This window comes from Azoarcus sp. L1K30 (genome assembly GCF_018122735.1).
Classification (GTDB): domain Bacteria; phylum Pseudomonadota; class Gammaproteobacteria; order Burkholderiales; family Rhodocyclaceae; genus Parazoarcus.
This window is the reverse complement of sequence record NZ_JAGRRD010000001.1, coordinates 1,610,771-1,637,382: the sequence shown is the minus strand read 5'-3', so window position 1 is coordinate 1,637,382 and position 26,612 is coordinate 1,610,771. Positions and strand designations below refer to the sequence as shown.

At 61.1% G+C, this 26,612-nt stretch carries 21 protein-coding genes; 9 read left to right on the top strand and 12 right to left on the bottom strand.

All coding sequences use genetic code 11. From position 1 onward, the window contains the following. Window positions 1-11 precede the first annotated feature (11 nt). From J5J83_RS07420 to J5J83_RS07380, 9 genes are all read left to right on the top strand, one after another. A complete protein-coding gene (locus J5J83_RS07420; protein ID WP_249115923.1) occupies window positions 12-1,085 on the top strand; it encodes a flagellar basal body P-ring protein FlgI in 1,074 nt (357 codons plus the stop codon). 13 nt (window positions 1,086-1,098) lie between these two features. After that, window positions 1,099-2,127: a flagellar assembly peptidoglycan hydrolase FlgJ gene (gene flgJ / locus J5J83_RS07415; protein WP_212347260.1), complete on the top strand. Its 1,029-nt coding sequence runs from the start codon at window positions 1,099-1,101 to the stop codon at window positions 2,125-2,127. A gap of 87 nt (window positions 2,128-2,214) precedes the next feature. After that, the gene (gene flgK / locus J5J83_RS07410; RefSeq protein ID WP_212347257.1) at window positions 2,215-4,203 is read left to right on the top strand and encodes a flagellar hook-associated protein FlgK; all 1,989 of its coding nucleotides are present in this window, start codon (window positions 2,215-2,217) and stop codon (window positions 4,201-4,203) included. Between the two features lie 10 nt (window positions 4,204-4,213). Next, window positions 4,214-5,440, top strand: coding sequence for a flagellar hook-associated protein FlgL (gene flgL, locus J5J83_RS07405; RefSeq protein ID WP_212347255.1), 1,227 nt, complete (start codon window positions 4,214-4,216; stop codon window positions 5,438-5,440). Window positions 5,441-5,799: 359 nt separating this feature from the next. Next, window positions 5,800-8,844 carry a hypothetical protein gene (locus J5J83_RS07400; RefSeq protein ID WP_212347252.1) on the top strand — a complete coding sequence of 1,015 codons (3,045 nt, stop codon included), beginning with the start codon at window positions 5,800-5,802 and terminating at the stop codon, window positions 8,842-8,844. Window positions 8,845-8,857: 13 nt separating this feature from the next. Then, window positions 8,858-9,586, top strand: coding sequence for a hypothetical protein (locus J5J83_RS07395; RefSeq protein WP_212347249.1), 729 nt, complete (start codon window positions 8,858-8,860; stop codon window positions 9,584-9,586). A gap of 141 nt (window positions 9,587-9,727) precedes the next feature. Then, window positions 9,728-14,206 (top strand): tetratricopeptide repeat protein, encoded by a 4,479-nt coding sequence (locus tag J5J83_RS07390; RefSeq protein WP_212347246.1) that lies wholly within the window; start codon window positions 9,728-9,730, stop codon window positions 14,204-14,206. Between the two features lie 40 nt (window positions 14,207-14,246). After that, window positions 14,247-16,331, top strand: a complete 2,085-nt coding sequence (locus tag J5J83_RS07385; protein ID WP_212347243.1) for a tetratricopeptide repeat protein — start codon at window positions 14,247-14,249, stop codon at window positions 16,329-16,331. A 53-nt stretch (window positions 16,332-16,384) separates the two neighbouring features. After that, a complete protein-coding gene (locus J5J83_RS07380) occupies window positions 16,385-16,990 on the top strand; it encodes a methyltransferase domain-containing protein (protein WP_212347240.1) in 606 nt (201 codons plus the stop codon). Between the two features lie 106 nt (window positions 16,991-17,096). Here J5J83_RS07380 and J5J83_RS07375 read toward each other — a convergent pair whose 3' ends face one another. From J5J83_RS07375 to J5J83_RS07320, 12 genes are all read right to left on the bottom strand, one after another. Next, complete coding sequence (locus J5J83_RS07375) at window positions 17,097-18,098, bottom strand: DUF4402 domain-containing protein (protein ID WP_212347237.1); 1,002 nt, start codon at window positions 18,096-18,098, stop codon at window positions 17,097-17,099. 109 nt (window positions 18,099-18,207) lie between these two features. Next, window positions 18,208-18,876, bottom strand: a complete 669-nt coding sequence (locus J5J83_RS07370; protein ID WP_212347234.1) for a hypothetical protein — start codon at window positions 18,874-18,876, stop codon at window positions 18,208-18,210. A gap of 264 nt (window positions 18,877-19,140) precedes the next feature. Continuing rightward, window positions 19,141-20,118 carry a TylF/MycF/NovP-related O-methyltransferase gene (locus tag J5J83_RS07365; protein WP_212347231.1) on the bottom strand — a complete coding sequence of 326 codons (978 nt, stop codon included), beginning with the start codon at window positions 20,116-20,118 and terminating at the stop codon, window positions 19,141-19,143. Between the two features lie 28 nt (window positions 20,119-20,146). Next, complete coding sequence (locus tag J5J83_RS07360) at window positions 20,147-20,914, bottom strand: hypothetical protein (protein WP_212347228.1); 768 nt, start codon at window positions 20,912-20,914, stop codon at window positions 20,147-20,149. 190 nt (window positions 20,915-21,104) lie between these two features. Then, window positions 21,105-22,115 carry a hypothetical protein gene (locus J5J83_RS07355; RefSeq protein ID WP_212347225.1) on the bottom strand — a complete coding sequence of 337 codons (1,011 nt, stop codon included), beginning with the start codon at window positions 22,113-22,115 and terminating at the stop codon, window positions 21,105-21,107. Window positions 22,116-22,156: 41 nt separating this feature from the next. Then, complete coding sequence (gene fliR / locus J5J83_RS07350) at window positions 22,157-22,951, bottom strand: flagellar biosynthetic protein FliR (RefSeq protein ID WP_212347222.1); 795 nt, start codon at window positions 22,949-22,951, stop codon at window positions 22,157-22,159. 13 nt (window positions 22,952-22,964) lie between these two features. Beyond that, window positions 22,965-23,234 (bottom strand): flagellar biosynthesis protein FliQ, encoded by a 270-nt coding sequence (gene fliQ / locus J5J83_RS07345; protein WP_212347219.1) that lies wholly within the window; start codon window positions 23,232-23,234, stop codon window positions 22,965-22,967. A 10-nt stretch (window positions 23,235-23,244) separates the two neighbouring features. Then, window positions 23,245-23,997, bottom strand: coding sequence for a flagellar type III secretion system pore protein FliP (gene fliP / locus J5J83_RS07340; protein ID WP_212347216.1), 753 nt, complete (start codon window positions 23,995-23,997; stop codon window positions 23,245-23,247). Further along, window positions 23,984-24,421: a flagellar biosynthetic protein FliO gene (fliO, locus tag J5J83_RS07335; RefSeq protein ID WP_349251869.1), complete on the bottom strand. Its 438-nt coding sequence runs from the start codon at window positions 24,419-24,421 to the stop codon at window positions 23,984-23,986. Before fliO ends, fliP begins: the two co-directional genes overlap by 14 nt. A 44-nt stretch (window positions 24,422-24,465) precedes the next feature. After that, window positions 24,466-24,939, bottom strand: a complete 474-nt coding sequence (gene fliN, locus J5J83_RS07330; protein WP_212347213.1) for a flagellar motor switch protein FliN — start codon at window positions 24,937-24,939, stop codon at window positions 24,466-24,468. Beyond that, window positions 24,932-25,942, bottom strand: a complete 1,011-nt coding sequence (gene fliM / locus J5J83_RS07325) for a flagellar motor switch protein FliM (protein ID WP_212347210.1) — start codon at window positions 25,940-25,942, stop codon at window positions 24,932-24,934. The genes fliN and fliM overlap by 8 nt, the downstream gene beginning before the upstream one ends. Window positions 25,943-25,954: 12 nt before the next feature. Next, a complete protein-coding gene (locus tag J5J83_RS07320; protein ID WP_212347208.1) occupies window positions 25,955-26,521 on the bottom strand; it encodes a flagellar basal body-associated FliL family protein in 567 nt (188 codons plus the stop codon). Window positions 26,522-26,612: the final 91 nt, after the last annotated feature.

Genomic DNA, 26,612 nt, shown 5'->3' with positions numbered 1-26,612 from the left:
TCTTGACGGCCATGCTAGGGGCTGCTCTGGTTCAGGCGCCTGCCTCGGCGGAGCGCATCAAGGATCTGACCTCGGTCGCCGGGGTGCGCGACAACCAGCTTGTGGGCTACGGTCTTGTGGTTGGTCTCGATGGTTCGGGTGATCAGACGACGCAGACGCCCTTTACCGTGCAGAGCATCATCAACATGCTCGGCAACATGGGGGTCACGCTCGCGCCGGGCACCAGCCTGCAACTCAAGAATGTGGCTGCGGTCATGGTGACCGCAACGCTGCCACCTTTTGCGCGCCCGGGGCAGGCACTCGATGTCACGGTGTCGTCGATGGGTAACGCCAAGAGTCTGCGGGGCGGCACGCTGGTCATGACGCCGCTGAAGGGGGCCGACGGCAAGGTCTATGCGGTGGCGCAGGGCAATATGGTCGTCGGTGGAGCAGGGGCGCAAGGCGGTGGCGCCTCTCAGACCATCAACCATCTTTCGGCGGGCCGCATTCCTGGCGGCGCGACGGTGGAGCGCGGCGTGCCGGTGATGCTCGGGCAAGGCGAGTATGTCACCTTCGAGCTCAACGACACCGATTTCGGTACCGCTCGACGGGTGGTCGATGCGATCAATCTTGCCGCGCCAAATACGGCAGCGGCGCTGGACGGGCGCAGCATCCAGGTGCGCGCGCCGATCGATACGTCGGATCGGGTGGCGTTTCTTGGCCTGCTCGAGAATCTCGAAGTGACGCCGGTGCAGCAGGCGGCAAAGGTGATTGTCAACTCCCGCACCGGGTCGGTTGTGATGAACCAGAAGGTTGCACTGCAGGATTGCGCGGTTGCGCATGGGAGCCTGACGGTCACCGTCAATACCCAGACCCAGGTCAGCCAGCCAGCGCCGGTTTCACGTGGGCGAACAGTCGTGTCGCAGGCGGGGCTGGTCAACATCGACCAGCCGGGCGGAGCGCTGATGAATATTCGCGGCGGCACCAGTCTCGCAGATGTGGTGAAGGCACTCAATGCGTTGGGCGCGAACCCGATGGATCTGGTTAGCATCCTTCAGGCAATGAAGTCGGCAGGCGCCTTGCGGGCTGAACTCGAAGTGATCTGAAAGGGTGGCCGGGATGAACAGCGGTATCCAGATGAACGCATTCGATCCGAATTCGCTTGGCGATCTCAAGCGTCTGGCACGCGAGAAACCTGACGATCCGGAAACGCTGCGCGCCGCGTCCAAGCAGTTCGAAGCGATGTTCCTGCAGATGGCGCTCAAGGCCATGCGGGAGGCAACGCCCCCCAGCAGCATGTTCGATAGCGAACAGTCCCGAACTTATCAATCCTTGCTCGATCAGCAGCTTGCGCTGAACATGGCGCACAGTAGCAACAACGGCATGAGTGAGGCGCTGTTTCGCCAGCTGGGCGGTGTGACCGGCCGTGCCGCGTCGTCGACAGTCGATGCGCACACGATGCCCGGATCTGTGGACGGTCGAGGCTTCGACCTCTCATCGGTGATTCGGCAGTCGGCAAATCCTGCCGCACTCATGCGCAAGGCGGAGGCCATTGCCGCTAAGGCATCTGCAGGAAATGGCGCGGCAGAGGGGCTCGACCCGCTTGGTGATCTGATATCGCGACTGGACAACACGGCGCGCAATGTGCGAAGCGGTGATGGCGACGGCTCGGTTTCGCCGTCGGTACGCAGCTTTGTCGATCAAGTGTGGCCGCACGCCCAGGCCGTCAGCCGGCAGACGGGGATCCCCGCGCAGTTCATCGTGGCCCAGGCAGCGCTCGAATCCGGCTGGGGTGAGAAGGTCATGCAGCATGCCGACGGGCGCTCGAGCTATAACCTCTTCAACATCAAGGCCGGCTCGAGCTGGAAGGGCGAAACGGTGACGCGCGACGTCACCGAGTATGCGGGCGCAAGCGCCTACACCGAGAATGCCCGCTTCCGCAGTTACGGCTCCTATGCCGAGGCCTTTCAGGATTACGCCCGTTTGCTGTCGAACGGCTCGCGATATTCGGAAGTACTGGGGCAAACCAGCGCGGCCGGATTTGCCGGCAGCCTCCAGAAGGCCGGCTATGCTACGGACCCGATGTACGCGGACAAGCTGACGCGCATCATTGCCGGCAATACGCTGCGTACCGCGCTTTCCGGCTGACCCCCTGTAGCGGCTGAAATTGCCGCTTCTGACCTGGCAAGCATCTTGCTGTGAAAGGTCAGAACGAAGCAGATCAGGGGAACCATCATGGCAGGCTTGCTCAATATCGGTTTGTCCGGATTGAACGCCGCGCAAGCGCAGTTGCTCACCACCGGCCACAACATTACGAATGCGGGAGTTGAGGGCTATCACCGTCAGTCGGTGATCCAGAGCAATGCGACTCCCCAGTTCTCAGGTGCGGGGTTCTTCGGGCAAGGAACGCAAATCGCGTCGGTGACGCGTTCGTACAACCAGTATCTGGAAAGCCAGGTTCTTACCAGCAGCACCCGTCAATCGCAGTTCGCCACCTACAACAATCAGATCAGCCAGATCAACAACTTGCTTGCCGACTCTACATCCGGACTTTCGCCGGTACTGGAGGCATTTTTTGCCGGCGTGCAGGAGGTGGCCTCCAATCCGACCAGTATTGCGTCGCGGCAATCCCTGATCTCCAGCGCCGAAGCGATGGTTTCGCGCTTTCAAACCATGAATGCCCGTCTCGACGAGGTCCGCCAGGGGGTGGAGGGCGAGATCGAATCGACGGTGTCGCAGATCAATATGTTTGCTGGCGCGATCGCCGATATGAACGCGCGCATCGCCCTCGCCGAGGTGGCGGGACCGTCAGTGGCTGCAAACGATCTTCACGATCAGCGCGAGCAACTCATCAGCGAGCTCAACAAGCTGGTCAAGGTCAGCTCGGTTACAGAGAGCAACGGATCGGTGAGTGTGTTCATCGGATCGGGGCAGGGCCTCGTTGTGGGCGGGACTGCCAATACGCTGGGAGCGGTGCAGGATCCGGTCGATCCCGAGCGCCACGCCATTGCCTTGATCGCACCGAATGGCCAGGCCAGCGTTTTGCCGGAAAGCCTGGTCACAGGTGGCTCGCTCGGTGGCCTGCTGGCATTCAGGAGCGAATCTCTCGACCCTGCGCAGAACTCGCTTGGACTCGTTGCCCTTGGTATCGCCGAGACATTCAACAGTCAGCACAATCTCGGCATTGATCTGGATGGAATACTGGGCGGTGACTTCTTCAACAGCCCGGCCCCCTCGATCAAGCCTGCCATTTCATCGGCGTCGGTCTCGATCGACGATGTCTCGCAATTGACCGCGAGCGATCTCGTGCTGACCTGGGATGGCAGCAACTATTCGCTCAAGACGACCGACGGCGCGAGCGTCGCGCTGACCCTTCAGACCGACGGGAGTTATACCGGTGGCGGCGTCCGCTTCTCGATCGGCGATCCGACCCAGATTCCCACGAATGGCCTCTTGATCCAGCCGACGCGCTACGCGGCGGGCCGGATTTCAGTGATCGTATCCGACCCGCGCGATGTAGCGGCGGGCGACCCGGTCAGTGTGGCGCCAGGTGCATACAACGGAGTGGTGAGCGATCGCATCAAGGGTCTGAAAACCATGTCCATTGGCGGGATCGACGGCAACAGTGACGGCAAGGCCGACTTTTCGCCCATCACGCTCAGCTTCAGTGCCAATAGCTTTACCGCTTCGGCCGGTACGCTCGAGCGTTTCGACCCGAACAGTGGAAGCTGGAGCGCCACGGGTTCGTACGACCCGTCTACCGACAGTGCCGGCGCCTTGTTCAGGGTTACGGTCGGAGTCAGTCCTTCCGATTATTCGTTTGAGTTTTCCGCCGTTGGCGCATGGACGGATGGTGAGTCGCTCGTATTCAGTCCGACTGCCGCGGGGGTTGCCGACAACCGCAATGCGGTTGCCCTCGGTGCGCTTCAGACCTCGAAGCAGATGTTTGCCGGTGCCAGCGGTGCGCCGACCGCGACCTTTCAGTCCGTGTATGCGCAGATCGTGACCCAGGTCGGCAACAAGACGCGCGAAGTCCAGGTAAATGAAGCGGCGCAGGCGTCGCTACTCACGCAAGCGATGGACGCCAGGGATTCGCTCTCGGGCGTGAATCTGGATGAAGAAGCGGCAAACCTGGTGCGATACCAGATGGCCTATCAGAGCGCAGCGAAGGTGATGGGCGTGGCGCAGACGATGTTCGACGAAATCCTGGCGATCAGCCGTTAAGGAGATTGTGATGCGTATTTCGACCAACATGATTTATTCCAAGGGATCGGGCGCGCTGCAGTCGCAGTGGAACGATATCTTGCATACGCAGCAACAACTATCCACTGGCAAGAAGGTGCTGACGCCGGCAGATGATCCGATTGCCGCATCGCGCGCGCTGGAGATCGGTCAGTCGAAGGGGGTGAATACCCAGTTCATGACCAATAACGGCTACGCCGAAGACCGTCTCAATCTGCTCGAAAACAAGCTGACCGGTGCGGGCGACATCCTCCAGTACATTCGCGAGAAGACGGTATCGGCCGGTAACGCAGTGTATTCGGCCGAGGACCTGGGATACGTTGCTACCGACCTGCGCGCGCAGTTCGAGGGCTTGCTGGCGCTGGCGAACAGTCAGGACGGCACGGGCGACTACCTTTTCTCGGGTTATCGCGCCAACGACAAGCCGTTTTCGGGCAGTCTTGCCGGCGTGAGCTACAACGGCGATTTCGGCACCCAGACCGTTCAGGTGTCCGCATCCCGCTACATGCCCGTCAGCTTGCCGGGGTCGGACATTTTTGCCGCCACCCGACCCGTAAACGACGACTTGGTGCAGGCATCGACCGGTACTCACGTCGATGGCTCCGCGAACACGGGCGGCACCACGCTGAGCGGCACCCTGAGTGCAGGGGTCACCACCGGCCAACTCGGAAAGCGCTACGAGATCGTCTACAACAGTGCGACCGGTTATGACGTGTTCGAGTACCAGCCGGGCAACCCGAGCAAAGTGACAGTCGCCTCGGGCGTGCCGGATCTCACCACGCTGGGTATCGGCATCGACCTGCAGATGACGGACGTCAATGGTGCCCCCGCGGTGCCCGGTGACGGCGACCGTTTCGAGCTGTTCGTGGGTTCGCCGAACATGTTCAACAACCTCGGGCTGTTGATTGATTCGATGGAGCGCCCCGGGCCTTCAGGCATGGCCGGGGGCGCGGTGGCTTTCGGGCTGGATAGCCTCGATGGTGCAATCGACAATCTGTTGAAAACCCGCGCCCAGGTCGGCTCTCAACTGGTGGAAACCGAGAGCATCAAGAACGTCGGCACGGATCTGAACCTGCAATATGAGTCTGCAATATCCGGCCTGATGGATGTCGACTATGTCGATGCAATCTCGACCTTGACCCAGCAGCAGACTTATCTGCAGGCTGCTCAACAGTCCTTCATGAAGATCTCGGGATTGTCCCTGTTCAACTTCCTCTAAGGCCGCGAGGCGCTGATACAGCCGCCCGCAGCAGGCGGCTAGGGCGCGGCATTGCCGTTGCAATGTTGTCTGCGTTTCCCGATCTCGTTCAAACGCATTGCTGCCGAACACAAGAGTCTTTCCGTCGCAGCGGAGCGACTGACGGACGTCGTCCCATCGTGGCAAAGCGGGCTAATTGGGTGCGATAAGCGCTCTTCTTTCGCAAAATGAATGTTGCCCCCAGGCACGAGAATATGAGCAAGGGAAAAACTGCCCACGACGGACAACATTCAACCGCGCTACAGCGGAGGGGGCTTCAAATGCAATCCGGACAGGATTACCGATCAACCGCAGGTTCAGCAAGGACAGGCCGTCGTTTGATGGTCCGCGCCCTCACGGTTGTGTTGATCTGGCTTGCATTCCTCGTACCCGCCAGTGCAGCGATCCTGAAAGAGGATGATCTCCTGCTGCTCGACGTCATGCTGGATCGTCAGCGGCTGGCATCGTCCATTACCGCGTACAGCTATCGCAATTCGGTCGCCGTGTCACTTGCCGAACTGGCCGGTGCGCTGGAATTTCCGATCGACGTCAACGCTGCGGCCGGTACGGCGAGCGGATCGATCATCCGCGCTGAGCGCCGTTTCGAACTCAATCTGCCAGCAGGGTATGTGGAGATTGATGGCAAGCGCTCGAGCCTTTCAGCCGATGATGCGATCGCATACAAGGATGGCATCTTTGTGTCGATGGAGGCGCTGAGCCGCTGGTTTCCTGCAGATTTCGCGCTGAACATGCAAAGCCTGTCCATCGAGGTCAAGCCGAGGGAATCCTTGCCCTCCCAGCTGCGGGCTTCGCGCCGGGCAAGTGCTTCCCAGATCAGCACCATCGGGCCGGCAAGTCTGCCGCCGATCGACAATTCATATCGCCTGCTGGGGCCGCAGGCGCTCGATCTCGGTCTTGGATACTCGATTCACCGTAACCGTGACAGCGGAAAGGCCACCACAGGCCTGACTTATTCCGGACTGCTCGCCGGCGATGTCGCCTACATGGACTCCCGAGTCTATTTTGGCGGAGATAAGAACGACGCGTTGACCAATTTTCGCGCAAGCCTGTCGCGCGACAAACTGAACGGTCCGTTGGGGCTGCGCTATGTCGAGGTGGGTGATGTTGTCCCGGCCCTGGTGACCGGGGGTTCGACTGGAGCTGTCGAGCGCGGCATCCTGATTCAGGGGGGCGGATCGGCAATCGGGCGCGACGATCTGATCAACGGCGATGTGATCCGTATTGCCGGCGACGCACTCGAAGGCTGGGATGTCGAACTGTTTCAGAATGGCATGCGCATCGGGTATCAGACGGTGGGGCCGAACGGCCGCTACAGTTTCGAGAATATCGAGCCAATCTCGGGAGACAACAGCTTCGAGCTGGTGTTCTATGGTCCGAACGGCGAGGAGCGCCGGGAAACGGTCAATCGTTACAGCGGGCTTGGGCCCGATCTGCCGGGCAGCGTCCGCTACCAACTGGCGGTGTCGCAGAAGGGCGAGCAGCTCTACGATCCGACGGATACCGCCGAGTCGGTGACGGCGCCGATCAGCAACCGGGGTTCGACACGCTTCTCAGGCGGACTGGAAGTGCGGGTGCTGCCGCAGCTTTCACTGCGCTCGGGCTGGAGCAGTGTCATGGTCGATGATCAGCGCCTGAATTACTACACCGTTGGTGCGCGTGCCGGCTTGTGGGGGGCGACCGCCGGTATCGATGCGATCAGGGACCCGAACGGGGGCACGCGGTGGGATGCGTCGCTGCAGGTTCCTGCCGGCATGCGCTTCTGGGGGTTCGACACCCGTTTCATTCATACGCAGTACGCCAACTTTGTTCCCGAGGTCGAGACGACACCCGAGGAGCTCAAGCTGCGCAGCCGGACCGGGGTGACCCTGACCGGCCCGATTGGCCCGGTGACATCGCGTTTTTCGGCGTTCTACAACCGCGAGCCGGACCGGAACTACACCACGCTGACCGCCGGCTTCACCAGCAAGTACGAGAATTTTCACTACGGTAACAATCTGTCGTATCAGAGTTTTGGTGCGGACTCGACCGGCTACCGCGAGCCGAACCGGGTGAGCGGAAACCTGTTCTTCAGCAGCCGCTCCGGTCCGCTCGCGATCCGTGGGGGTGCCAACTACACCCTCGATCCGGACACCCGTTTCGATCGCTATTACATCGACAGCAATGTGCGGGTTGCGCAGGACATGACGATGAACTTCGGTCTGACCTACGATCCCTTGCTCGATCTGACCCGCTATACGGCGGGATTCAACTGGCGCCTGCCACAGGTGATCATCAGTCCGCGCCTGACCTATGACAGCAACGGTGACTACAGCGGTTTTGTTTACACCACCTTCTCGATGGGGCCGCGGCCTGACCGGACCGCACTGCAGTTCAGCAGCCGGTCGCTGGCCACGAACGGCACCATACTGGCACGGGTCTTCCTCGACAAGGACGGAAGCGGCACCTTCTCAGCGGGCGACGAACCGCTGCCGAATGTGAAAGTCCGCGCGCCGCAGGCGGTACGTACCGCGGCGACCGACAGCGAGGGAGTGGCGCGTCTCAATTCGCTTTCGGCAGAGCGCCCGACCGATGTTGTCATCGATCTGGACACGCTGCCGAATCCCAAGATGCTTCCGGTCAACGCCGGCAATTCGGTTCAGGCCAGGGCGACAACCACGGCACTGGTGGATTTTCCGGTCATGCTGACCGGATCGGTGGATGGTCGTGTGTATGTCCGGCGCGGCAGCAACAGGTTGCCGCTGCCGGGTACGATGATCGAAATGCATGACGCATCGGGCAAACAGGTCGCCTTCAAGGTCAGCGCACATGACGGCTACTTTGTCTTCGAAGGTGTGCCTTACGGTGCCTACACTCTGGCAATCGGCGGCACGCGCAGCAAGCAGGCGGCGGCCCGCCGTATCGTCATCGGCGAAGCTCGTCCGGATGTGCGCAAGATCGACTTCGAACTGAGCGAGGCTGTGGAGCAGGCGGCTGCCGGTATCCGGGTCGCGCAGCCGTCGCCGGCGGTCGAGTCCCCGCGGGTACTGTCTCCCCTGGCCACGCCTGCGAGAGCCGAACCGGCGCCACAAGCAGCGCCTCGTGCCCCGTCCGACGTTTCGGACATCCCTGCCGCCGGCACCGATGGACGGCTGGTTCAGGTCGGTGTGTTCAGCGCGGTTGAAAACGCGGTGGCGGAATTGCAGCGTCTGATCGCCAATGGCGTCGTACCGGCTGGACAGGCCCATATCCTGCAATCGCGGGCTGGCGGCCTGGGGGTGGTGCATCGCATCGTGCTGTCGCCGGGGCGATCGTCGGCAGAGGCCATGTGCCGGTCGATAAAGTCGCGTGGTGGATCGTGTATCGGCATCGATCCAAAGGTATTGTGAGGAGCCGCCCATCATGGACAAGCACTGGTTTGAGATCGGTCGTCTTCCCTGGCTCGTGGTGTTCTCGCTGTTGCTGATGTCCGTGCCGGCCATTGGGGCCGACAAGCGTTCAGATGCCGACGCCGAAGCGGGCACGATCGGGTATGTGCAGGACTATCTTTCGGACTATCGTCGCGTGGGTTCGCTCGTCGGCAGCGTCTTTGGCGGGGCGTTGACCGCCCATCCTCTTGGTCCGGTTCTGGGCAGCGTGTTCGGATTCCTGATTGGCAAGACCACGATGAATGAGGATCCGTCTGCGGTCGCACCATCTTCTGTTGCACGGATCGATCCTCGCCGCGCAATCGTCCCATCCGGTGGGGCGGGAGTGGCGGCAGTTTCATTTGACCAGGGGGGGGCGGTCAGTTTCGATGCCAGTCCGTCGCCAGTACAGCCCTTGCCGGTCGCGAATCCCCTTGCTTCGCCTGCTGCTCAGCCGGCGAAGCAAACGCTGGGAGGAGGCAGTCCTGGCGGAAATACGTGGGGTCAGAGCGTCGCCGGAACGGGCGACTCTGTGCATGATCAGAATTGTCAGAATTGTGTGGTTCTTGGTCCGGAGTCGGGAGCAGCGTCCGGCAAGACATCGCCCTCACCCACTTTTGGGTTGCAGAGCAGAGAGCAGATCGCCTCGCTTTGCAGCGGTTCTTCCGGCCACATGGCTGATCCGAGGTTGCGTAATGTCTGTTTCTATTTTCGCGGCAACTGAGGTGCAGTGCATGATCCAGCATTGCTTGGTTCGTTCCGAACGGAGAGATCTGGTTGCCCGGGTGTATTGCGCGCTGTCAGGCTTGACGGCAGTAGCAATGTGTCCCTGTCGGTCGCGGGGAGAGCTGCGGAGCATCGGCTCATGACGCAGGCAATGGTCGACGATCGAGCACTTGCGGACGCGTTCCGCCATGCGGTTGGTGCACATCAGGCGAACCGGCTCGAGGAGGCGAAGCTTGCCTACCGTTCGATCCTGCAGCGTTGGCCCCTTCATCCGGGTAGTAACCACAATCTCGGCCTGCTGTTGTTGGGAACGGGAGGGCGCGAGGCGGGGCTGGCGCTCCTTCAGGCGGCTTTCGAGGCGGACCCGGAGGGCGTTCAGTTCGGACTGAGCTACATTGATGCACTGCTTCACTTCGGCGCCATCGATCGCGCTGACATTGCGATGGCCATGGCGAAGGCGAGAGGTTATGCCGATGAGCTTTTGCGTCCGCGAGTCGCCCGTATGGATGCATTGCGGGCGGGCGTACATGCGGTGCCGGGCGAGGACGATAGCCATCGCCTGATCGAATTGTTCAATGCCGCGCGTTTCGGCGAACTCGAAACGTATGCGCTTGAACTCACCGTACGCTATCCGCAATTTGCGCCCGCATGGAAGGCGCTCGGTCTTTCCCTTCATGCACAAGGCAAGCTGGAAGATGCGGCAAATGCGCTGCAGCGCGGCTTGGAGCTCACTCCCGAGGATGCCGAAGGGCACAACAACCTCGGGGTGGTGTTTCAGGCGCTGGGATGGTGGCAGGAAGCCGAACGCTGTTACCGCATGGCGGCCCGTGTGCAGCCCGGCTTCGCCGGTGCGCATCGAAATCTCGGTCTGATGTTGCGCGATCATGCGCGACACGCGGAAGCCGAAGCGTGTTTTCGTACCCTGATCGGACTGGCTCCGGACGATGCCGTCGCGCAAAGTAATCTGGGACTGGTGTTTGCCATGCAAGGGCGTTTTCCCGAAGCGGAAGTCTGCTATCGCAAGGCACTGGCGCTGCGCCCGGACTTCGCGGAGTGTCTCTCCCTGCTGGCGCACGTTCATAAGGAAATGGGGCGCCTGGACGTTGCGGAGTCGGGTTTTCGGCAGGCCCTGAAGTTGGATCCGTCGCTGGCCGGTGCCGTCGAGGGACTTGGCAGCCTGAGCCTCGCGAGCGGTGACCCGAAAGCCGCGATCCAGCTTTTTCGGCAGGCCGTGGAGATGAATCCGGATCGCCTCGATACCTTGAGTTGCCTGCTGTTCGCACTCAACTATTCGTCTGCGGAACAGTCGGAGACAGCCCTGCAGGAAGCGAGCCGCTACGGCGCACGCTTGAGCGCAGGTGTCGCGCGGGTCTACCGTGACTGGCCACTCGACCCCGAACCAGCTCGGCTTCGGGTCGGATTCGTGTCTGGAGATCTGCGTCAGCATCCCGTTGGATACTTTCTGGAAGGCATCCTGCCGGTGCTCGATCGCGCGCGGCTCGAGCTCATCGCCTACTCCACCCAGAGCGAGAGCGACGTGCTGACCGAGCAGCTCAAGTCGAGCTTTTCCGCATGGCATTCGCTTGCCGGTCTGGATGACGATGCCGCTGCCACGCGTATTCGCGCCGATGGCGTACATGTCCTGATCGACCTGTCGGGTCACACCGCTCACAATCGCCTTGGGGTCTTTGTCCGCAAGGCGGCGCCGGTGCAGGTGAGCTGGCCGGGGTATTTCGCCACCACCGGCGTGCCCGGGATGGATTGGTTCATCGCCGACCGGACCACCGTGCCGGAGCCCCATCAGGCGTTCTTCAGCGAGAAGGTCTGGTATCTGCCCGAGACGCGGCTGTGCTTCACCCCGCCGGTCGATGCGCCTCAGGTCGCACCCTTGCCGATGCTGGGCAAGGCCGCTCCAACCTTCGGCTGCTTCCAGAATCTGACCAAGGTAACCGACGAAGTGCTGAGGTTGTGGGCGAAGGTCCTTGATGCGGTTCCGGGTGCGGGTCTGCGACTTCAGTCGCATCAGCTGAAAGATGCCAGTGGCATCACACGGGTGCGCGAACGCCTTGTCGCTTGTGGGATAGATCCGTTGCGGGTGACGTTTCATCCGCCATGCAGGCGTCGCGAATACCTGGCAGCGCATGCGGAGGTCGACTTCATCCTCGACACCTTCCCCTATACCGGTGGGACCACGACCTGCGAAGCCTTGTGGATGGGCGTGCCCACGCTGACCCTGGCCGGTGAGACACTGATTGCGCGCCAGGGCGCAAGCATCATGGAGGCCGCAGGGTTGTCCGGCTGGATTGCGGAGTCTCCTCAGGATTATCTCGACAAGGCCGTTGCGCTGGCTGCGGATGTCGACGGGCTGACGAAACTGCGTCAGGGGCTGCGCGAGCGCCTGCTCCGTACGACCTTGTTCGACACGCCGCGCTTTGCGCGTCATCTCGAAGATGCATTGTGGGCAATGTGGCGCCAGGCCGCGCCGGTGGCCATTTCCACGATGGAGGCGTCGGCTCACGTGACGCCAGTACCCGAATCCGCGCAATCGGGGGCAGCCACCGCGAAGGAAATGCAAGTGCTGATCGATCTGTTCCGACAGAACCGCTACGAACAACTGGCGACGGAGGGCGAAGCCTTTGTTTCGCGCCATCCCGGATACGGCATGGCATGGAAAGTACTGGGTATTGCGCTGAAGGAACTGGGACGTAATGACGATGCGCTGCATGCCATGGCGCGTTCGGTTGTTCTGTTGCCGGAAGATGTGGAGGCCAGAGGCAATCTGGGATTGATGCTTTTCGCGCTCGGGCGTTTTGCAGAAGCCGCCGATTGTCACCGTCAGGCGCTCATGCTTGATCCTGCCGATACGGAGTCTGCCATTAACCTGGTGGCGGCCCTGGTCGAGCAGGACAGACTGGACGAAGCGATCGATGCGCTTCGGCAGGCCGTTGCAGGTTCGCCACGGCATTTCGAATTGAATTTCCGCCTCGCCGAACTCCTGCGCAAGGAGGGGCAACTGGCCGAAGCCGAACACTGCTTCAGCATGGCCGCAGAGTTGGAGCCGAAGCGTGTCGACGTCCATTTCCGTTTGGGTACCGTTCTCTACGAACTCCGTCGGCTCGACGAGGCTGAAAAGTGTCTACGTTATGTATTGAGCCTGGATCCCGATCATGCCTCGGCGATGGGTAATCTCGGCCTTGTTTACTATGCGCGCAGTCGTTATGCCGAAGCCGAAAAATGGATACGGCAGGCGCTTGTTCTTCAGCCCGAGGCAGCACTGCTGCACAGCAATCTGGGTAGTGCCCTGCTCCTGCAGGGACGCCTGAGCGATGCACTCGAGAGCTATCGGACGACGCTGGCATTGCGTCCGGACTGGACTCATGTGCATAGCAACCTGCTTTTCTCGCTGAATTTCGCCGCAGAGGACGATCCACAAGCGTTGTTGTCCGAGGCGTTGGCATATGGAGAGCGTGTTGCCGTGCCGGATGCGCTGCGTTATCGGGAGTGGAATGTGACTGCGTCACCGGTGCGTCTCAAGGTGGGGTTCGTGTCGGGCGACCTGCGTCAGCACCCGGTGGGTTATTTCCTTGAGGGTATCCTCCCGGTGCTTGACCGGAGCCGCCTCGAATTGATTGCCTATCCGACATCGAACGAGAACGATGTGCTGTCCGAGCAGCTGAAGTCGAGTTTTGCTGCATGGCATCCGCTGGTCGGGATGGATGATGACGCTGCGGCAGCGCGCATCCACGCCGACGGAATCCATGTGCTGATCGATCTCTCGGGACATACGGCACATAACCGCCTCCCGGTATTCGCACGCAGACCTGCTCCGGTGCAGTTGAGCTGGCCGGGCTATTTCGCCACGACCGGGGTTGCGGGGATGGACTGGTTCGTGGCGGATCGAACGACCGTGCCCGAGTCGCACCAGCGTTATTTCAGCGAGCGGGTCTGGTACCTTCCCGATACCCGACTGTGCTTCACCCCCCCTGTGGATGCGCCGAATGTGTCACCCCTGCCGATGTTGAATGGACAGGGGCCGACGTTCGGTTGTTTCCAGAACCTGACCAAGGTCACCGACGAGGTGCTCCGGACTTGGGCACAGGTGCTTGAAGCGGTGCCGGGCGCGCAGCTGCGTCTGCAGTGCCGGCAGTTGAGTGATGCCGAAGGGGTGATGCATGTAAGCGAGCGCCTGACGGCCTGTGGAATCGATGTTGCCCGTGTCGGATTTCACCGTGCCTGCGACCGTCTGGGGTATCTGGCGGCATATGCCGAAGTGGACTTCGTGCTCGACACTTTCCCCTATACGGGTGGTACAACCACCTGCGAGGCACTGTGGATGGGCGCGCCTACACTGACTCTGACGGGCGATACCCTGATCGCACGGCAGGGCGCGAGCATCATGCAGGCGGCCGGCCTGCCGGAGTGGGTGGTGGATTCACCCCGAAGTTATGTTGATCGGGCTGCGGCACTGGCCGCCGATGTGGCCGCTCTGGCGCGCCTGCGGGCGGGCATGCGCGAGCGTCTGGTCCGTACCGCTCTTTTCGATACACCGCTGTTCGCACGTCATCTCGAAGATGCGTTTTGGGCGATGTGGCAGCAATTCCAGTCAGGCAATCATTGAGGAGGCATCGAGGATGTCATCGATAACTGAACAGGCGGTCGTGGGAGAGGCGCGCACTGCGCCACAGGGCGAGGATCAGCTTCTCATCGACCTGTTTACCAGGGGGCAGATGCAGGCATTGCGGGAGAGGGCCGATGCACTGACCGGGCGGTATCCTGATTATGCTTTTGGCTGGAAAGCATTGGGGCTGGCGTTGCTGGCGCTTAAGCAGCGCCAGCCCGCGCAGGCAGCACTGCGCAAGTCGCTCGATCTGCAGCCGGGCGATGCTGAAGGGTGGACGAATCTTGGCATCCTTTTGCAGGAAGATGGCAAGGTGGATGAGGCCGAGCAGGCCTTGCGGCGGGCATTGGACGCGACAGCTGATTTAGCATCGGCGCAGGGTGCTCTTGGCATCCTGCTTCTCGGCACCGGGCGTATGGATGAGGCAGAGAGTCTGTTACGGAAAGCATGTGCGGCATCGCCTTCCCTGCCGAAAATAAACGGTGCGCTCGGCGAAATTCTGGGGAGCAAAGGTCTGCTTGAGGAGGCTGAACACCACCTCAAGCGAGAGTACGCACTGGATACCGGAAATATCGCCGTCATCCACCAGATTGGGCTGATTTTGCACCGCCAGGGACGTTTGGCCGATGCGGCCACGGTGCTGGCGCATGTGATCGAGCTGAAACCGGATTTCGCCGAGGCGCACAACAACCTGGGGGTCGTATTGCAGCAGGGGGGGCATCTGATGGCCGCCGAAGAGTCCTTCCGGAAAGGCCTTGTCTTGCGTCCCGATGCGGCTGAGACCTACAGCAACCTTGGCAATGTCCTGCAGCGGCTTGGGCGCTTCATCGAAGCTCAGACCTGCTTCCGGCGGGCGCTCGCGCTCAAGCCCGGGTTCTTCGATGCCCATAGCAACCTGCTCGGCGCGATGAATGAGTCCGACGACGTCACGCCGCAGATGAGACTTGGCGAGGCTCAGCGTTATGGCGAGAGTCTGGCGAGGGCGGTTCAGGCGCGTTTCGGGACCTGGATCTGTGAGAACCGTCCCGCGCGCCTGAAGGTCGGTCTGGTATCGGGCGACTTCAGGCAGCATCCGGTGGCATATTTCACCCTCGCCCTGTTACGTGCGCTGGACCGCAACAGAATAGAGATCTGCGCGTATGCGACAGATCTGAAGACGGATGCAATGACCACCCAGTTGAAGGCCGCGTGCGATCACTGGGTGATGCTTGTGGATATGGACGATGATGCAGCTGCGGCACGTATTCATGCCGACGGGATTCATGTGCTGATCGACATGTCCGGGCATACGGCCGACAACCGGCTGCCGGTCTTTGCGCGCCGACCGGCGCCGGTGCAGGTGAGCTGGCCGGGGTATTTCGCGACGACGGGCGTTGTGGAAATGGATTGGTTTCTCGCCGATTCCCTTTGCCTGCCCGAGCAGAATGCGGCGCATTTCACCGAGAGAATCTGGTACTTGCCGGAGACACGGCTATGCTTCGCGAAACCCGAGAATGCGCCGGAACCCGGGCCGTTGCCGATGCTGGAAAGTGGGGCGCCAACGTTCGGCTGCTTTCAGAATCTGTCCAAGCTAGGTGATCGGACGCTGAAGTTGTGGGCGCGGGTGCTCGATGCCATTCCGCAGGCAAGCCTGCGTCTTCAGTCCAGGCAGTTGAGTGAGCTCCAGAGCGTGGAGCGACTGAAACAATGCATGGAACAGTGCGGAATTGATCCGGAGCGTGTGCGCTTCCATGGTCCGACGGATCGGGAGGCCTATCTCGCCGCTTATCGTGATGTGGATCTTGTGCTCGACACCTTCCCTTACACCGGGGGGACAACCACTTGCGAGGCTTTGTGGATGGGCGTTCCGACGCTGACCTTGGCGGGCGATAGCTTGATCTCCCGCCAGGGCGCGAGCCTGATGCAGGCGGCTGGGCTGGAGGACTGGATCGCGGCAGACGAAGACGCTTTCGTCGCAAAGGCGGTTGATTTCGTCTCCGACCCCGAGCGGCTTGCCGGGCTGAGGACAGGTATGCGTGCCCGACTGGTCACGACGCCGCTTTTCGATGCGGACCGTTTTGCCCGTCACTTCGAGGACGCAATGGAAGGGATGTGGAAGCACCATCAAGAGCAGAAAGAGCTTTGAGAACACGATTGAAGAGCCGGAATTGGCCGGTTCCGGGAATCAGGGAGAAGTGAATGACAACGAAGACATTTCTGCATGTCGGTTGCGGTCCGCAGCGCAAGGAGGGAACGACGCGAGGCTTCATTACCGGCGACTGGAAGGAATTGAGGCTGGATATCGATGAAAACGTTCAGCCGGATATCGTCGGTACGATGACGGACATGTCGAGGGTCGAGGATGAGTCCGTCGATGCGATCTTCTCCAGCCACAATATCGAGCATCTGTACCCGCATGAGGTGCCCGTCGCGACGGCTGAATTCATGCGCGTGCTGAAGCCCGATGGCTTCGCGGTCATTACCTGCCCCGATCTGCGTTCTGTGTGTGCATTGGTCGCACAGAACAAGCTTGTCGACATGGCATATATGTCGCCGGCCGGTCCCATTGCGCCGATTGACATCCTGTATGGCCTGCGCAGCGCGATGGCGAACGGCAATCTGTACATGGCTCACCGCTGCGGTTTTACCGAAGACGTGCTCAGTGGCACCCTTTACGGCGCAGGGTTTTCGATTGTCGCGACCGTGTGCAGGCCCGAGGCCTTTGATCTATGGGCGCTCGCAAGCAAGAGTGCAAGAAGCCAGGATGAGATGCGGGCACTGTGCGCCGTGCATTTCGTCAGATAAGCCGCACGCCGTGCATGGGCTGGCAAAGCGCATGCGCGGCAGTGCTCGCATTCCGCGTGGGTTCATTCCGGGCGACACATGACCGCTTCAGGATGCTGCAACCCGTCTAGTAACTGACCTCGAGTGTATAGGTGCCGCGGTATTCCCCGTCGGCATAGCCCTGTGTGCCTGCCTCAGTTTCGAGGCTTGCGCCCAACGCTACCGACAATTGCCCCGACGCGTTTGTCTGGGCGCTTCCATTGGGGGTGGTGACGAAATCCTTTGCAACGAAACGCGCGGTGCTGCCGCCGAGTGTCGTATGGGTAACGAAGATGCTGCCTGGCTGCGGCGTGATGTGGATGGTCTGATTGGCCGCCGCGCCTGAAACCGTGAATTTGCCCGGCTGCGCCCCCCCCAGCGCGATCAGGCGGGCACCGGGACCGGTGCTGCTCACGCTGACAGTGCCATTCGGACTCAGCGTGAGACGGGCAATATTGCTGGCATGCGGAAAGGCGGCGATGTTACCGAAGGACAAGGCCTGGTTTTCCTCCAGGTTCAGGGTCGATTGCACCCGCGCTGAGAGGTCGATCTGGTCGATGAAAGTAAGGTATTCGTTCACTGCAGCCGACCAGTAGCGAATCCGCAACTGGGTGCTGCCCGAATACGGCGCGTCACCGTATGGCGCGCCGCTGCCACTGCTCTGCAGGCGGGCGCCAATGCTGAAGTCCGCTTCGCCTGCCGCATTGGTGACGAGACTCGACGGGACCTCATAGGTCGAGATCTGGAAATGCTCCGGAAGGCCGAATCCGCCTTCGCTCATCAAGGTGTTATCCAGTTCGAAGCTCAGGACCACGCTGGCCGGGAAACCCCGGAGGTGATAGTTGCCTGCGATGGCGCCGCCAACGGGAATGATGTCGCCGCTCGACGTCACCTTGCTAGAGGCTGAGAGTCTCAACGCTGAAACCGCGCTGTTGCTGCGCAGCGCAAACGTACCGAAGTCGAGCCCTTCGATCACATCCAGTGCCGGGTCTGCCCATGCGCAGGCCGCACCAAACAGGGCTGGAAACAGCACCATTGAATAGCGCAGAAGTCTGACGGTATAGGCGTGTTGGCCTCGCGTGCACTTCATGTCGGGTAAGCGCTGAGACATTTTGGAGCGAATGTGCCGATGGCCATATGGGCAAATGCCAAGAAGCCCAGGCAAGGAGTCATCCTCGCCCGGGCTGTCAGACGCATGCTCAGTAGGAGGCGGTCACCGTGAAACTGCCGGTGTAGTTTGCTGCTTCATACGTCGTGCGCGTTCCGCCCGCGACGTCGGTGATCAGCGTGGCACCGATACCGAACGAAACGCTCGCCGAGCCGAAGGACGGCGTGATCGTGCACGCGTTGGTCGTGCCGCAGTCGGCCGAGCTAGAGCCGCCACTGATCGAGCCAGCGCGGAAGTTTCCGAGATAGAAACGGGCTGCACCGGGGTCGGCCAGGCGCACTTCGACGGCGCTGGTTGCGCCCTGTTCGGCCAGTACTGCAGCGACGTCCGAGGCAACCGTACCGGCGGCAACGAGGTTGTAAGCGGTGCCGGGCATCGTGACCTTGAGCGGCGTCGTGCTGCCGACCGCCACGCTGCCTCGCGCAGCCTGTTGGCCACCAAGGGTGAGCAGGGTCACGGTGGAGGCGCCAGTAGGCGTGCCCCAGGTGCCGGCGGGAGCCAGGGTCACGAATTTGTAGGCGGTGTCCGATGCATTGACAGCAAACAGCGTACCCAGGTTCATGTCCTGGTCGTTGGTGATGGTCAATGCATTCTGAACCGTGGCGCTCACGTTGAAGGTCGTCTGGGCTGTTGCCACCCCGCTGGCGACCCCAAGGATTGCCATGACGCCGGCAGCTTTGGGAATGAAGTTGGAACGCATAATGAATCTCCTGATTTCGTCAAGTGGGACTGCAAACAACGGCCGGCGTACAAGCTTGACCAACCCCGGTTCCGTTACCATCAGGCTTACTTGCCTCACTGCCCGCCCGGACTTCCTTTGGTCAGAAGGCGCCCGAAACTGCTCGAAGCAACAAGGCTAAGTCCTTTGGTAAATAAGTGAACGGACTTGCGTGAGGAAACTTTAGAAAAATTAATCAGCTGCCAACGAAAAAATTGCAGCCCGAATTCCCGACATGACTTGCCTTCAGGCCTTTCTCCAATACACCGAAACCTTGTCGATCCGTTCAATGTGATCCCTGATGTCGTATCTGGCGCGGAAATCCGTCACGGCTCTTTCACATTGGGGCAGGGCGTTGTAGTCGTCCACAACGACGAAGCCGCCCGGAGAGAGCTTGTGATACAAGTGATTGAGCGCATCCATCGTCGATTCGTACAGATCGCCGTCCAGGCGGAGGACGGCGAGTTTGTCGATGGGCGCCGCAGGGAGCGTATCCCTGAACCAGCCTTTCAGGAACACGACCTGCTCATCGAGCAGTTCGTAACGATTGAATAGCTCGCGTACCTCTGCTTCACTGATGGCCAGATAAGGCATGGTATTGGCCGAGAGATCAACTCCGTCGTCTTCGGGATGGGACGGCTCGGGTAGCCCCGCGAAGGAGTCCGCAACCCAGACCTTGCGGTCGGTGACGTCATGCGCCTTGAGAAATCCGCGCATGAAGATGGTGCTACCGCCTTTCCATACGCCTGTCTCGATGAAATCTCCTGCGACATTGTCTGCAAGCACAGCGTGCATGCATTCCTGCAGGTTGTCCAGTCGCGCGCGACCGATCATGGTATGCGGCACGAAGGCGAAGTTTCTCGCTTCCTTGACCTCCACCGGATTGCCATTCTCATCATTGACAACCGTCATCAGCCAGCTTCCTTCGCTACGCATGGTGCGCAGCGTGTTACCCAGTTCCGACGTGCCGGCAGTGAGAAACTCGTGGATCAGTTTCTCCAGCGTAGTCGCTTTGGGAAACATGATCTGCATCATGAAATTGTGTATCCGGACCTCGTTCTCGATATAGAGCTCATTGAGCAGGCTCTTCTTGAGAAGCGACAGATAACGTTCGGCAAGCGGCTCGTTCATGGCGTGACCTTGAGAAATTGGGTAGGGCGAGGCGTACCCGACGGATCGAGCTGCGGGCACGTCATCGGATTGGCACGTTTGACGCGTACTCATCCGATGAGATCGTGCGGGCAGGGGCGCGTCAGCGAATCTGGAGTACTTTTTCGTCCCAGATCTTGCCCCGGTATTCGTCCATGCCTTCGTAGGCGACACGCAGCATCGCACCCTGGGGGAAGGTCGCGTCGCGCAGCCCGACGATCAGGTAGCGTTCCTTCACATCCGGAAAGATGCTGATGTTTTCGAGCATGCCGATTCGCTCTACCGGTGAATTGGGTGAGGTCTGCAGGTCGACCGTGACGCGTCCGAAGGCGCTGGTCGGACCGTTTTGCTTGAGCAGGACGGCGAGGCGAGCGCCCTGATTGTTTGCATTTGAGGGAATTGGCTTGAGCTCGGCAATATGCGCTTCAGGCAGGGTTTCCATCTGATAGCGCACCACCACCGGCACCGCGATGGACATCTGCATGTCCAGGGTCAGGTTCACGCTTTTGTTGGCATCGGTCAGCTTGGAGGAAGAGATTGGTTCAGAGATTTCGGGCACGACACGGAACAAGAGATGCGACCGATACTCACCCGGCTTCATGTCGCCCTCGGGGCGAAAGCTGACCCGAACGGTCTGATTGGTGTTGGCGCCGACGGTAATCTGCCGTGGCGTGAACACGAGGTGGGGGCTGGCCTGGGGATGCGGCACGGGCGCGCCGCCCGGAATGCGTTCTCCTACGCCGTCCCGCGTCTGCGTCTGTTCGATCCACTCAAGCCGGTAGGTGCGAGGACCGTTGCTGGGATTGCGCAGGATGAAGTTGGCTGTTTCCCCGGGTTGTTGCAAAAGCATGCGTGTCGGGCTGATCAGCATGTCGGCACGCGCGCTTCCTGCGACGAGCATGAGGAACAGTGACGCGATGAACGTGCGCGCGAGGGTAGAAAGGAAAGAGGGTGAAGGCATCTTCAGTTCTCCTGATAGAAATGCAAAGCGGATGGGCCGCAGAAGCGGGCGGCAAAGCCGTTGAACGGCGAGTGGGGCTGGCACTATTGCCGGAGAAGGGTCACCATGCGCGCACGAAGCCGTTGAATTTCCAGTTGGGGCGGTCCCCGCCGTCGAGGTAGCCAAGTGCCGTTTCGGGGAAAACTTGCTTGATTACGAGGTCGCCATAGCCGCGCTCGACGTTGTATTCGTCGCGTTGAAGTACCCGCAGGCGGTCACCCGGATTCAGGTTGCTCGTAAAGCCGGCGTCGATGAAGATCTCATGAAGCCGGGTGCGGATGATTCGTGCCTGCATCGGCAGGCACGCAAGCTGGTCTTCGATGTCCTCTGCCTGCCGCTTCAGCACTTTGTCGAGCGCTTCGCCGATGGGGGTCTGGAAAAAGGCCTCGTCGAAGCTGCCGTTGCCTCGTGCAAGCACTTTTCCACTGACGGAAGCCGCATGCGAAAGCCGGCTGAACACCGTGCCTGTATGCGTGTCGTAGATTTCGAGCACGGTTTCGATACTGCGCTGATCCGACATGGGGAGCGGAATGGGCTTAAGCGGCCCGAGGTCGATACGGCCGGGTTGGATACCGGCCGTTCTGATCCGTCCGGTGACAACGAACTGGGCATCGAAACGCTCTCCCAGGGCGATGATCTGCTTGCGCACGTCGGCCTGGGCATCGATGCGGAAGTTTCTACCGTCGCGGACGATGAAGCGGTCCGTTGAGCGAAGCCGTTGCTGCAATTCGACCGACCAGGTTGTTCCGAGTCCGGGTAGATCGGGGGCCTCGAGCAGGTGCTCAAGAGGAACGGACAGCAGGAGTACCTTCTTGCGGAAAGCGAACGGCGTGCCTGGGGTGGGTGAGCACAGCGAGGCCGGACGCGCGGCCTGGCGTTCCCTCTCTGCGAGTTCGGCACGGACGCGGTCCTCTTCGGCAGTCGGCATTGGCAATTGTGTGCAGCCGGCCAGAACGATCGCGTAGAGCGAGAGTAGCGTCAGGCGCAGTCCCCAGGTGGGGGATCCGCTCTTGTTCCGGTGCGTCATCTTGTGCGCACCTTGGTCAGCTGCTGGCAAGGCGGAGGGGGGCATCGCGTGGCTCCTGGTCGGCTTGGGCGAGCGTGCGGTCGGTGTCATACGGGTCTGGGCGCCAGTGCTTCGAGCATGACCGGAACGGTATCGAAGCCGCGCTCGAACAAACTCTGCACTACCGGCCCGAAGTTGCTCATGATCAGCATCAGCGCAAAGAAGCCCATCGCCAGCGTGAGTGGAAAACCGATGGCAAAAAGGTTGAGCTGGGGCGCGGCGCGGGTGAGGATACCGAGTGCGATGTTGGTGACCAGCAGCACCGCCACGACGGGCAGGGCGAGCAGCAGGCCGGTGGCGAATATGACGGCGCCCGCCCGTGCGATGTATCCCCAGCCGTTGGCGCTGACGCTGGCGGTGCCCACCGGCAACCAGTCGAAGCTTCTGACCAGCAGGTCGGTCATGATCAGGTGGCCGTTGATGGCCAGAAAGAGCAAGGTCGCGACCAGCCCCATGAAGTCTGATAGCACGGCAGTCTGGCCGCCGGCGTCGGGGTCGAAGAAGATGGCGAAGGACAGCCCCATCTGCATGCCGATCAGGGATCCCGCCATGTCGATGGCGGCGAACACGAGTCGCAACATGAAGCCGATGGCAATGCCGATGAACATCTGTTGCACCATGATCATCAGGCCGATGCCCGACCCCGGGGGAACCGCAGGCATGGCCGGCATGATCGGCAGCAGTGCAATGCCGATGCCCAGACCCACTGCCAGGCGGATGCGGACCGATACCCCGCGGTTGGAGAAGATCGGCGCGGTAGCAAACAGACCCAGCAGGCGTGCCATCGGAAACATCAGGGCGGCGAGCCAGGCGTCGAGTTGCGCGGAAGTGACGCTGAGCATGAGTGGCTCCGGGTCAGCCGATCATGGTCGGAATCGATTCGAACAGCCGGCGCATGAAATCGGTCAGCAGCGTGATCATCCACGGACCGGCCAGCACCAGGGTGACGAAGATGGCGATCAGCTTTGGCACGAACGACAATGTCATTTCGTTGATCTGGGTGGCGGCCTGAAAGATGCTGATGACCAGGCCGGTGATCAAGGCGGCGAGAAACAGCGGCGCCGAGACCATCAGCGTGACTTCGATGGCCTGGCGACCCAGGTCGATAACTGCGGTGGGCGTCATGGCGGCGTTCCTATACGGCGAAGCTCTGCACCAGCGAGCCGATGAGCAGGGTCCAGCCATCGACCAGCACGAAGAGCATGATCTTGAACGGTAGCGATACGATCACCGGCGACATCATCATCATCCCCATCGACATCAGTACCGACGCCACCACCATGTCGATGATGATGAAGGGAATGAAGATGATGAAGCCGATCTGGAACGCGGTCTTGAGCTCCGAGGTGACGAAGGCCGGGATCACCACCCGCATCGGCAGGTCTTCGGCCTTTTCTACCGGGGGAACCTTGGCCAGGCCCGCGAACAGGGTGAGATCGGGCTCACGCACCTGCTTGAGCATGAAGGTCTTGACCGGCACCGCTGCGCGTTCGAGCGCCTGTTCGAAGCCGATCTTGCCCTCGGACATCGGTACATAGGCGTCGACATAAACGCGGTCGGCAACCGGTGCCATGATGAAGAAGGTCAGGAACAGCGCCAGTCCGAGCAGGACCTGGTTGGGCGGTGAGGTCTGCGTACCCATGGCCTGGCGCAGCAGCGAAAAGACGATGATGATGCGGGTAAAGCTCGTCATCATCAGCACCATTGCCGGCACGAAGCTCAGCAGCGTGAGTAGCAGCAGGGTCTGGATGGTCAGGCTGTAGGTCGTGCCGCCATTGGCTGCCGGCACGGTAGTGAGCGCGGGCAGTGCCTGCGCCAGCACGACTGACGGCAGGCCGGTCAGCGCAATGGCGAGTGCGCCGCGCAGCAGGTGTCTAGCTTGCATCATGGCGCCGATCCAGTGATTTCTTGAGCCACGCGGAGAAGTCGGCCGCCCCCGCTACGCCCGGGGTGTTCGCAGCGCCGCCGGTGGGGAGTTCGCCGCGGTCCATGATGTGCAGGGTGCGCACGCTGCCGGGTGCGACACCGAGTACGAGTACTTTCTCGCCGGCTTCGACCAGTACGACGCGTTCGCGCGGTCCGACTGCGGTTGCACCGAGCACTTTCAGCAAGCCGGCACTGCCATGGGGCGAAGACAGACGCTTGATGACCCACAGACAGCCGACGAGCAGCGCGATGACGACGACGAGGCCGAACACCATCTGCCCGAGGCTGCCGGCAAGATCGGTGGCCGGCGCGGCCGGAGCAGTTTCGGCTGCCACCGCGAGCGTACCCGGGAATAGTGTAAAAATCAGGGCTTTGGCGGGATGCACTGCGTCTCTTTCAGTCAGGGCGCGGGAGCGTGCCCGCGCGTCGATCAGTGGCGGATCTTCCGCATGCGTTCTGCGGGCGTAATGATATCGGTGAGGCGGATGCCGAACTTGTCATTCACCACCACGACTTCGCCCTGTGCGATCAGTGTGCCATTGACCAGAACGTCCATCGGCTCTCCGGCCAGCCCGTCAAGCTCGACCACCGAACCGTGCGCGAGCTGAAGCAGGTTGCGGATCGACAATTTGGTACGCCCCAGTTCGACCGTCAGCTGCACCGGGATGTCCAGGATCATGTCGAAATCGTTGATCGCACCGGCCTTCGTGCCGGTCGAGCCGAAGTCCTCGAACAATTGACTGGCAGGCTTGGCCTGATAGGGCGAATCGCCCATTGCGGCTTCGGCAAGGTCCGCGGCGACTTTCGCCGATTCGGCATCGAGGCCGGATTCCGTTTCGGCCTGTTCCTGCATCGCTGCGGCCCAATCGTCTTCAGAGATCTGGTTGTCTGTGTCGTCAGCCATTCTGGCCTCCCACTTCGGGGTTGGTATCTTGCTCGTCGTTGCCGATGAAGCGCTCGATCTTGATTGCGTACTGGCCACCCTGAGTACCATAGCGGCAATCGATGATGGGCACGCCGTCCACTTCGGCCTTGAGCATGTCCGGGACGTTCAGTGGAATCACGTCGCCGACGCGCATATTGACGATGTCGCGCAGCGTGACCCTGGCCGTGCCCAGATTGCAGGTGAGCTCGACTTCTGCCGTCTGCAGCTGGCGCGAGAGCAGGCTTTCCCAGCGCCTGTCCTGGGTGAGGTGATCGCTCTGCATGGTCGAATAGAGCAGATCGCGGATCGGCTCGACCATCGAGTAGGGAAAGCAGAAATGCATGTCCGCCTGCACCCCACCCAGCTCAAGCGAAAAGCTCGTCGCCAATACGATTTCGGATGGTGTGGCAATGTTGGCGAACTGCGAGTTCATCTCTGAGCGGACATATTCGAGATCGAGCTTGAATACCGGCGCCCAGGCCTTGCCGTATTCGGTAAAGACCACGTTGAGCATGCCCTGGATGATGCGCTGCTCGGTCGGCGTGAAGTCGCGCCCCTCGACCCGGGTGTGGAAACGTCCGTCGCCGCCGAACATGTTGTCCACCACCAGAAATACCAGATTAGGGTCGAAAACCACCAGTCCGGTGCCGCGTAGCGGCTTGGCCACGACCAGATTGAGGTTGGTGGGCACGACCAGGTTGCGTACGAACTCCGCGTACTTCTGAACCTTGATCGGGCCCACCGACACCTCGGCATTGCGGTGCATGTAGTTGAACAGGCCGATTCGCAGGTAGCGCGCAAAACGCTCGTTGATGAGCTCCATGGTGGGCATTCGCCCACGCACGATGCGCTCCTGGGTGGCCATGTTGTAGGGGCGTACCCCACCGTCGTCGGCTTCCTGTTCGGCTGGCTCGTCGGACTCCCCGCTGACGCCGCGGAGCAGGGCGTCAACTTCTTCCTGGGAGAGAAAGTCCGAAGACATGGCGTGGCCTTGTTACTGGATGATGAACGAGTTGAACAGTACCGCCTGCACCGGCGTCGCAACAGGGACACGACTTCCCGGCGGCGGTGGCGGGTAGCCCAGCGATTCGTTGACCTGGTCGAGAATTTCCGCGGCGAGCGCCTCGCGTCCCTCGATCGTTTGTACTTCGGACGGCAATTTACTCGACAGCAGAAGGTTGATACGGTGACGGATTTCGGGCGTGAAGCCCTTGAGTGCGTCCGCCGTCTTCTGGTCGGTCACGCGCAGGGCGATGACGGCCTGCAGATAGTGATCGCCTTCTTCGCGGCGAAGATTGACGGTGAAGGCGTCGAGTGCGGCAAAAACCGGCGGATGTGCAAGATCGACCGCCGTGTGCGGGGCCGCGGCTGCGGCCGGTTCGGCATGTTCGCCACCGCTGTCGCCACCGCCCTTTTTCAGCAGAATCAGGGCGCCGATGCCGCCGGCAACGATGATCAGCAACACGAGCACGACGATGATGATGATCATCAGCATCTTGCCACCCTTCTTGGGCGGCGCATCACCTGCCGGGGCTTCGGGCTTGCTTGGGGCTTTCGCCATGAAAATCTCCTTTTCCTACGCTTGAATTATGGCTGATTGCCATCCTTGCCCAAGCGCGGAAAAGTGGGGCAGAGTGCCCCCTATTCATTTG

Excerpts from the sequence above, each read along its gene's own strand:
- fliR (WP_212347222.1), bottom strand. The coding sequence starts at position 22,951 with ATGCTCAGCGTCACTTCCGCGCAACTCGACGCCTGGCTCGCCGCCCTG.
- J5J83_RS07390 (WP_212347246.1), top strand. The coding sequence starts at position 9,728 with ATGACGCAGGCAATGGTCGACGATCGAGCACTTGCGGACGCGTTCCGC.
- flgJ (WP_212347260.1), top strand. The coding sequence starts at position 1,099 with ATGAACAGCGGTATCCAGATGAACGCATTCGATCCGAATTCGCTTGGC.
- J5J83_RS07380 (WP_212347240.1), top strand. The coding sequence starts at position 16,385 with ATGACAACGAAGACATTTCTGCATGTCGGTTGCGGTCCGCAGCGCAAG.
- fliM (WP_212347210.1), bottom strand. The coding sequence starts at position 25,942 with ATGTCTTCGGACTTTCTCTCCCAGGAAGAAGTTGACGCCCTGCTCCGC.
- J5J83_RS07370 (WP_212347234.1), bottom strand. The coding sequence starts at position 18,876 with ATGCGTTCCAACTTCATTCCCAAAGCTGCCGGCGTCATGGCAATCCTT.
- J5J83_RS07420 (WP_249115923.1), top strand. The coding sequence starts at position 12 with ATGCTAGGGGCTGCTCTGGTTCAGGCGCCTGCCTCGGCGGAGCGCATC.
- J5J83_RS07375 (WP_212347237.1), bottom strand. The coding sequence starts at position 18,098 with ATGAAGTGCACGCGAGGCCAACACGCCTATACCGTCAGACTTCTGCGC.
- J5J83_RS07365 (WP_212347231.1), bottom strand. The coding sequence starts at position 20,118 with ATGAGTACGCGTCAAACGTGCCAATCCGATGACGTGCCCGCAGCTCGA.
- J5J83_RS07360 (WP_212347228.1), bottom strand. The coding sequence starts at position 20,914 with ATGCTGATCAGCCCGACACGCATGCTTTTGCAACAACCCGGGGAAACA.
- fliN (WP_212347213.1), bottom strand. The coding sequence starts at position 24,939 with ATGGCTGACGACACAGACAACCAGATCTCTGAAGACGATTGGGCCGCA.
- J5J83_RS07400 (WP_212347252.1), top strand. The coding sequence starts at position 5,800 with ATGGTCCGCGCCCTCACGGTTGTGTTGATCTGGCTTGCATTCCTCGTA.
- fliP (WP_212347216.1), bottom strand. The coding sequence starts at position 23,997 with ATGATGCAAGCTAGACACCTGCTGCGCGGCGCACTCGCCATTGCGCTG.
- flgK (WP_212347257.1), top strand. The coding sequence starts at position 2,215 with ATGGCAGGCTTGCTCAATATCGGTTTGTCCGGATTGAACGCCGCGCAA.
- J5J83_RS07355 (WP_212347225.1), bottom strand. The coding sequence starts at position 22,115 with ATGCCCCCCTCCGCCTTGCCAGCAGCTGACCAAGGTGCGCACAAGATG.
- flgL (WP_212347255.1), top strand. The coding sequence starts at position 4,214 with ATGCGTATTTCGACCAACATGATTTATTCCAAGGGATCGGGCGCGCTG.
- J5J83_RS07395 (WP_212347249.1), top strand. The coding sequence starts at position 8,858 with ATGGACAAGCACTGGTTTGAGATCGGTCGTCTTCCCTGGCTCGTGGTG.
- fliQ (WP_212347219.1), bottom strand. The coding sequence starts at position 23,234 with ATGACGCCCACCGCAGTTATCGACCTGGGTCGCCAGGCCATCGAAGTC.
- J5J83_RS07320 (WP_212347208.1), bottom strand. The coding sequence starts at position 26,521 with ATGGCGAAAGCCCCAAGCAAGCCCGAAGCCCCGGCAGGTGATGCGCCG.